The 7,173-nt window shown below is 72.6% G+C and carries 5 protein-coding genes; 1 reads left to right on the top strand and 4 read right to left on the bottom strand.

The genetic code is table 11. The features are described 5' to 3' along the window. Nucleotides 1-52: 52 nt before the first annotated feature. Complete coding sequence (locus tag ACZ6H8_RS12415; protein WP_464147152.1) at nt 53-2,467, bottom strand: DNA gyrase/topoisomerase IV subunit A; 2,415 nt, start codon at nt 2,465-2,467, stop codon at nt 53-55. Between the two features lie 11 nt (nt 2,468-2,478). Here ACZ6H8_RS12415 and ACZ6H8_RS12410 point away from each other — a divergent pair, with 11 nt between their 5' ends. Then, the gene (locus ACZ6H8_RS12410; protein ID WP_464147151.1) at nt 2,479-3,573 is read left to right on the top strand and encodes an alkaline phosphatase family protein; all 1,095 of its coding nucleotides are present in this window, start codon (nt 2,479-2,481) and stop codon (nt 3,571-3,573) included. Here the strand turns inward: ACZ6H8_RS12410 and ACZ6H8_RS12405 are convergent. The 3 genes from ACZ6H8_RS12405 to sepH all read right to left on the bottom strand — a co-directional run bounded on the left by ACZ6H8_RS12405 (nt 3,570) and on the right by sepH (nt 7,114). Beyond that, the gene (locus ACZ6H8_RS12405; RefSeq protein WP_464147150.1) at nt 3,570-4,526 is read right to left on the bottom strand and encodes an NAD(P)-dependent oxidoreductase; all 957 of its coding nucleotides are present in this window, start codon (nt 4,524-4,526) and stop codon (nt 3,570-3,572) included. The genes ACZ6H8_RS12410 and ACZ6H8_RS12405 overlap by 4 nt on opposite strands. After that, the gene (locus tag ACZ6H8_RS12400; protein WP_464147149.1) at nt 4,523-5,881 is read right to left on the bottom strand and encodes an MFS transporter; all 1,359 of its coding nucleotides are present in this window, start codon (nt 5,879-5,881) and stop codon (nt 4,523-4,525) included. The genes ACZ6H8_RS12405 and ACZ6H8_RS12400 overlap by 4 nt, the downstream gene beginning before the upstream one ends. A 114-nt stretch (nt 5,882-5,995) precedes the next feature. Next, entirely contained in the window at nt 5,996-7,114 is a 1,119-nt protein-coding gene (sepH, locus tag ACZ6H8_RS12395; RefSeq protein WP_464147148.1) for a septation protein SepH, read from the bottom strand. Nucleotides 7,115-7,173: the final 59 nt, after the last annotated feature.

Genomic DNA, 7,173 nt, shown 5'->3' with positions numbered 1-7,173 from the left:
CCCCCCCCCCCCCCCCCCCGAATCCCTCCCTGGGGTCTCGGGGATGGGCGGGTCAGGAGCCGAGCGTCGTGCCGATGGCACCGATCGGCTGCTCGAGGGCGACGCCGGAGCCCGTGCGCGGCGACGCCTGAGGCAGCGGGCGCTGGCTGCCGTCGGCGCCGACCGCGAGGGGCGCCGAGCCAGCCCACGCATGCGCGAGCGTCGTCTCGCCCTTCAGGAAGCGGTGGCCGGCGACGCCGCCCGTCGCACGCCCCTTCGGCGGGAACTCGTCGATCGCCGACACCTTCACGCGCGCGTCGTCGAGGCCCGCGAGGGTCTCGGCAGCGACCGTCACGGTCACGATCGACGCGGCATCCGTCGCGACGCCCGCGAACAGCACGGTCGCGTCGCCCCTGAGGCCGATGCCCTTCATGCCGGCGGCTCCGGGGCCCTGCGGGTTGACGTCCTTCGCCTTGAAGCGCAGCACCTGCGCGTCGGAGGCGATGAGCACGACCCAGTCGTCGTCGGTCGCGTGCGCGACGCCCACGACGCGATCCTTGGGCTTCAACGCGATGATCTCGGCCTCGTCGCGGTCGGGCAGCGCCGAGGGGGCGACGCGCTTGACGGTGCCCTGCGCCGTCGCGACGAGGATGGGTCGCTCGTCGGCGAGCGACACGATCGTCACGACGTCCTCGCCGCGCTCGAGGGCGACGAGGTCCTTGACCTTGAGGCCCGCGGTCAGGCCGATCGAGGACGGCGGCACCGACGGCAGCTCGACGGGCGTCGTGCGCAGCACGCGACCCGCGCTCGTCACGATGCCGAACGCTCCACGCGTCGTCGTGCGCACCTCTGCGCGGATCGCGTCGTGCCGTGAGCGACGCGCCGGCTCCGGCAGCGGTTCGACGGTGTCGACGCGCACGAGCCTGCCGGTCGCCGAGAGCACCACGGCCGTCGGCTCGTCGGCGATCTCGAGCTGCGCGGCCTGCGCCTTCGTCGTGGGCTTCGCCCGTGCCTCGGTGAGCAGGGTGCGACGCGGGGTCCCGAAGCGCTCGGCGACCTCGTCGAGCTCGTCTGCGACGACGCGGCGCAGCAGCCCGTCCTCTGCGAGGATGCGCTGCAGCTCGGCGATCCTCGCGCGCAGCTCGTCTGCCTCCTGCTCGAGCTCGATGCGCGAGAAGCGCGTGAGTCGCCGCAGGCGCAGCTCGAGGATGTACTCCGCCTGCGCCTCCGACAGGTCGAAGACGTCCTGCAGGCGCGAGCGCGCCTGCGCGGAGTCCTCGCTCGAGCGGATGACCTGGATGACCTCGTCGATGTCGACGATCGCGATGAGCAGGCCCTCGACGAGGTGCAGCCGGTCCTGGGCCTTGCGCAGGCGGAACTCGCTGCGGCGGCGCACGACGCGCAGACGATGGTCGAGGTAGACGCGCAGCAGGTCGACGAGCCCGAGGGTGCGCGGCGTGCCGTCGACGAGCGCGACGGCGTTGATCGAGAAGCCGTCCTCGAGCGGCGTGACGCGGTAGAGCTGCTCGAGCACCGCCTCGGGGCTGAACCCGGCCTTGAGGTCGACGACGAGGCGCAGGCCGTGCTTGCGGTCGGTGAGGTCCTGCACGTCGGAGAGTCCCTGGAGACGCTTCGACTGCACGCCGTCCTTGATCTTCTCGATGACGCGCTCGGGTCCGACGAGGTAGGGCAGCTCGGTGAAGACCAGCTGGGTCTTGCGGCCGACGCGCTCGATCGACGCCTTCGCGCGGGTCTTGAACGAGCCCCTGCCCGTCGCGTACGCGTCGCGCACGCCGTCGAGCCCCGCGACGATGCCGCCGCCGGGCAGATCGGGTCCCGGCACGAACGCCATGAGGTCGTCGACCGTCGCGCTCGGATGCTCGAGCAGGTGCTTCGCCGCCTGCACGACCTCGATGAGGTTGTGCGGCGCCATGTTCGTCGCCATGCCGACGGCGATGCCGCTCGCGCCGTTGATGAGCAGGTTCGGGTACGACGCGGGCAGCACGACGGGCTGCTGGAACTCGCCGTCGTAGTTGGGCTCGAAGTCGACGACGTCCTCGTCGAGGCCCGCGGTGAGCGAGAGGCCGGCGGCGTCGAGGCGCGCCTCGGTGTAGCGCGACGCGGCGGGGCCGTCGTCGAGCGATCCGAAGTTGCCGTGGCCGTCGATGAGGGGCACGCGCATCGTGAACGGCTGCGCCAGGCGCACGAGCGCGTCGTAGATGGGGGAGTCGCCGTGCGGATGCAGCTTTCCCATGACGTCGCCGACGACGCGCGCGCTCTTCACGTGGCCGCGATCGGGCGTGAGCCCCATCTCGGCCATCTGATAGAGGATGCGTCGTTGGACGGGCTTGAGCCCGTCGCGCGCGTCCGGCAGGGCGCGCGTGTAGATGACGGAGTAGGCGTACTCGAGGAAGGAGCCCTGCATCTCGGTGGCGACATCGACGTCTTCGATGCGCTCGCCGTCGGAGGGTGCTGCGATGTCGGTCATAGGCTGTCCGAATGCTACCTGCGACCTCACCCGCCGGCGTGCGCCTCGCCGACGTGCTGCCGTCGCAGATCCTCGCGATGGGAGGCGCGCGCAATCCGCTGGGGCTGCCGCGGGCGCGTCGCAGCGTCGTCGTCGTGGTCGACGGGCTCGGCGTCGCGAACCTGGCGGCGAGAGCGGGGCACGCACGCACGCTCGCGACGGGGCCGCGCAAGGGCATCGTCTCGGGATTCCCGACGACGACGGCCGCGGCCCTCACGTCGCTCTACACGGGCACGGCTCCCGGGCAGCACGGCATCGTCGGCTACGACGCGCTCGTGCCCGGCGTCGGCGTGCGCAACCAGCTGCGCGACTGGGGCGCAGGCATGGAGCCTGAGACGTGGCAGCGATCGGCGCCGCTGCTGGCATCGGTGCCGAGCACGGTCGTGAACGAGGCCCGCTACGCAGACTCGGGGTTCACGCAGGCGACGCTGCGCGGTGCACGCTACGTCGCGGCGCGCACGATCGACGAGCGCGTCGACGCGGCGATCGAGGCGGTGCACGCTCGCGACGGCATCGTGAGCTGCTACGTGCCCGACCTCGACCGCATCGGGCACGAGCACGGCTGGCAGTCCGACGCCTGGATCGACGCGCTCGAGCGCGTCGACGGCGCGGTCGCGCGCCTCGTCGACCGCGCCCCTGCTGGTGCCGGCATCCTCGTCACCGCCGACCACGGCATGGTCGACGTCCCCGAGCACCGCCACCTCGTCGTGCCGCCCGCGCTGCTCGACGGCGTCGCGCACGTCGCCGGTGAGCCGCGATGCCTGCAGCTGCATCGCGACCCGTCGTGGAGCGGCTGGGATGCGACCGTCGAGGCGTGGCGTGCCACGTTCGGCGACGTCGCGTGGGTCGCGACGCGCGACGAGCTCGTCGCGAGCGGCTGGCTCGGAGCCGTGCACGAGTCGGTGCTCCCGCGCATCGGCGACCTCGTCGTCGCGATGCGCAGCGCAGGCGCCCTGTACGTGCGCGACGACGATCCCGCCCGCGGCATGGTCGGCCAGCACGGGTCGCTCACGCCGGAGGAGCTGCGCGTGCCGCTCGTGCGCCTCGGCGCCTACGCGGGCTCCTAGGTCGCGCTGGGCCGCCCAGGCTCCACCCCGCCGTCGTCCGCACTCGGCTCGTAGCCCGCGAGCGTGCCGTCCGGCGAGGCGAAGCGCGCCACGAGCGTGCAGTCGAGCGACCCGAGGCCCTCTGCCTGCAGCGCACGCAGCTGCTCGAGCACGAGCCTGGCTGCAGGCACGTGCACGCCCGTCTCCTCGGCACCCGAGACCGCGAGCGTCAGATCCTTCGCGGCGAGATCGGTCGAGAAGCCGGCCGTGAAGCCGCGGTTCGCCGGGCTCGACTCGACGATGCCTGGCACGGGATACCAGGTGCGCAGCGGCCAGGAGTCGCCGGAGGAGACGCTCGCGACGTCCCAGAACGCCTGCGGGTCGAGCCCGAGGTGGTGCGCGAGCTGCGAGCCCTCGGAGACGGCGAGCATGCCGATGCCGAGCATCATGTTGTTCACGAGCTTCGCCGCGATGCCGTGCGTCGCAGGGCCGACGGGGATCGTGGAGCCCGCGAACGGCGCGACGACGCGTCCAGCAGCGGCGACGTCGTCGACCTCGCCGCCGAGCATGACGGTGAGCGTCCCGGCCTCCGCGCCGCTCACGCCGCCGGACACGGGCGCGTCGACGAATCGGTGCCCGCGCGCCCGCGACTCCTCGTGGCACCACCGCGACGTCGCGACGTCGACCGTCGACGTGTCGAGCACGAGCGTGCCGGGCTGCGCGCCCGCCCAGACCCCGTCGGGCCCGTCGAGCACCTGCCGCACGTGCTCGCCGCGCGGGAGGCTCAGGATGACGACGTCGGCGTCGCGCACGGCGTCGGCGACCGATGCGGCGGCCGTGACGCCGCGGGCGACCGCGGCGTCGACGAGCGCGGGCACGACGTCGACGCCGCGCACGTCGTGGCCGGCGTCGACGAGGTGGGCCGACATGCGCCCGCCCATCGCGCCGAGCCCGATCCAGGCGACGACGCTCATGCCGTGCCCCGCTCGGCGATGAGTCGCTGTCGATCCTCTTCGTCGACCGCGCGCAGCGAGGTGCCCTTCGTCTCGCGGAGCACCAGCACGGCGATGAACGTCACGGCCGCGGCGCATGCGAGGTAGATCGCGATCGGCACGGAGCTCCCCGTCGCGCTCAGCAGCGCGACGGCGACGATCGGCGCGAGCGAGCCCGCGAGGATCGACGTCACCTGGTAGCCGAAGGAGACGCCCGAGTACCGCATGCGCGTCGGGAACATCTCGGCCATGATCGCCGGCTGCGGCGCGTACATGAACGAGTGGATCACGAGGCCGAGGCACACGGCGGCGATGATGATCGGCGGCTGCTCGGTGTCGAACATCGGGAACGCGACGAACCCCCATCCCGCGGCGAGCACCGCGCCGACGCCGGACAGCGGACGCCTGCCGACCCGGTCGGACAGGAACCCCACGAGCGGCACGACGAGCATGTGCAGCACATGCGCCGCGAGCATGAATCGCAGGATCGACGCCGTGTCGTAGCCGTGCTGCGTCGCGAGGTACGTGATCGAGAAGGTCACGACGAGGTAGTACATGATGTTCTCGCCGAACCGCAGGCCCATGGCGGTGAGCACGCCGCGCGGGTAGCGGCGCAGCACCTCGAACACGCCGTACGACTGCGCCTTCGACTCGGCGACCTCCGCCTTGACCTCCTGGAAGATCGGGGCGTCGTCGATGCGGGTGCGGATGTAGTAGCCGATGACGACGATGACGACCGAGAGCCAGAAGGCGACCCGCCAGCCCCAGCCGAGGAACTGGTCCTCCGACAGCGTGCTCGACAGCACGAGCAGCACGATCGTCGCGAGCAGGTTGCCGATGGGCACCGCCGCCTGCGGGAAGCTGGACCAGAACCCGCGCGAGCGGTCGGGGGAGTGCTCGGCGACGAGCAGCACGCCGCCACCCCACTCGCCGCCGACCGCGAAGCCCTGCACGAACCGCAGCAGCACGAGCAGCGCCGGCGCCCAGAACCCGATCTGGTCGAACGTCGGCAGGCAGCCCATGAGGAACGTCGCGGCACCCACCATGAGGATCGCGAGCTGCAGCAGCCGCTTGCGGCCGTACTTGTCGCCGAAGTGGCCGAACACGATGCCGCCGAGCGGGCGGGCGACGAAGCCCACCGAGTACGTCGCGAACGCCGACAGGATCGGCACGAGCGGATCGTCGCTCTGGGGGAAGAAGATGAGGTTGAACACGAGCGTCGCAGCGCTCGCGTAGAGGAAGAACTCGTACCACTCGACGACCGTGCCCGCCATCGAGGCGGTCACCACCCGTCGCAGTCCGCCCTGCTTCGTCGTCGCCGCCGTCGACGCGGTCATGCCTACCTCCTCGTAGGTGCCATCGCTGGTCGCGGCCAGGCTAGTCGACGCCTTGCGCTCGCACGCGCGAGGCGTGCGAGCGAAGGCGTCGACGGGAGGAGGCTGTGGAGCCGGTCAGGCGGGGTCGTCGTCGCCGCGCGCGCCGAAGACGATCTCGTCCCAGCTCGGCATCGACTGCCTGCTGCCGCGCTTGGCGCGGGCACCCGAGAGCGGGCTCGTGTGGTGCACGCCCGGCTGCTCGTCGGCCTGCTGCTCGGCGTCGAAGAGCGCCTCCTTCTGCTGCTCGTGCGAGCGCGGCAGGTCGGGCACCGTCCCGGTCTCGGCCTGCTGCAGCACGGCCTCGCGCTCGCCACGGCGGCGGCGCAGCGCCTCGAGCAGGTCGGCGGTGTGGTTCGGGGCCTGGGCGGCGCGCGCCGTGGAGACCGCGGCCTCCACGACGGCGGCCGGCTGCCCCTGCGTCGCGTCGCGCAGCACGGGCGACGGCGTGACGGGCTTGGACGGCGACTGGTCGCCGACCTGGAATGCGCCGGAGTCGAACCGCTCGCCCTGCACCTGAGGCTGCGGGCGCGTCGTGCGCTGCGCATCGACGGGAGCGGGAGCGCTCGTGGGCGCGGCCGCGGGCGACTGCTCAGGCTGCTGCTGCTGCTGGTGGTCGACGGCGCGGAGCCTCGGCATGAGCACGGTGGATGCGTCGCCGCGCTGGCTGAGCGCGGTGGCCTCCTTGTCGCGCGGCGTGAGCGCCGCCTTGCGCGGCTCGAACGTCCACGTCGCGACGTGGTCGATGCCCTGCGCGTGGAATCGCAGGCGCACGACCCACGCCCCTGCGCCCTCTCGCCACGCGAACCACGACTCGTCGCTGGCCCCGAGGTCGCGCAGGCGTCCCTCGAGCGCGTCGCCGAACGTCGACTCCTTCGCGAGCGGGTCGATGTCGCCAGAGGCCACGGCGACCTGCAGCGCCTGGTCGAGCACGTGGTCGCGCTCGGCGATCACCGGGCCCTCGAAGCGGCGGACGAACTCGAGCTCCTCGCCCGTCGCCGCAGCGACCTCCTCGGCCGTCTGCCCCGACCGCAGCGCGGTCTGGATCGCGCGGGGCGAGGCCTTGCGCTGCGTGTGCTGCGCCTTCGCCCGGGGCAGGTCGGGCACGGCTGCGACATCGATCGCGAAGCGCGCGCCGTTCGCGGCCTCCACGACGAGCAGGTCGTCCTCGACCCCGATCACACTGAGCTTGTCCATGCGCCTCACGTCCCGGTTCGGATGGTCGAGCCCAGCATCGCAGAGGGCGTCGACGAGGC

The organism is Agrococcus sp. AC640b (genome assembly GCF_979255995.1).
The sequence above is the reverse complement of the archived record's forward strand: the minus strand, read 5'-3'. Positions and strand labels throughout refer to the sequence as shown.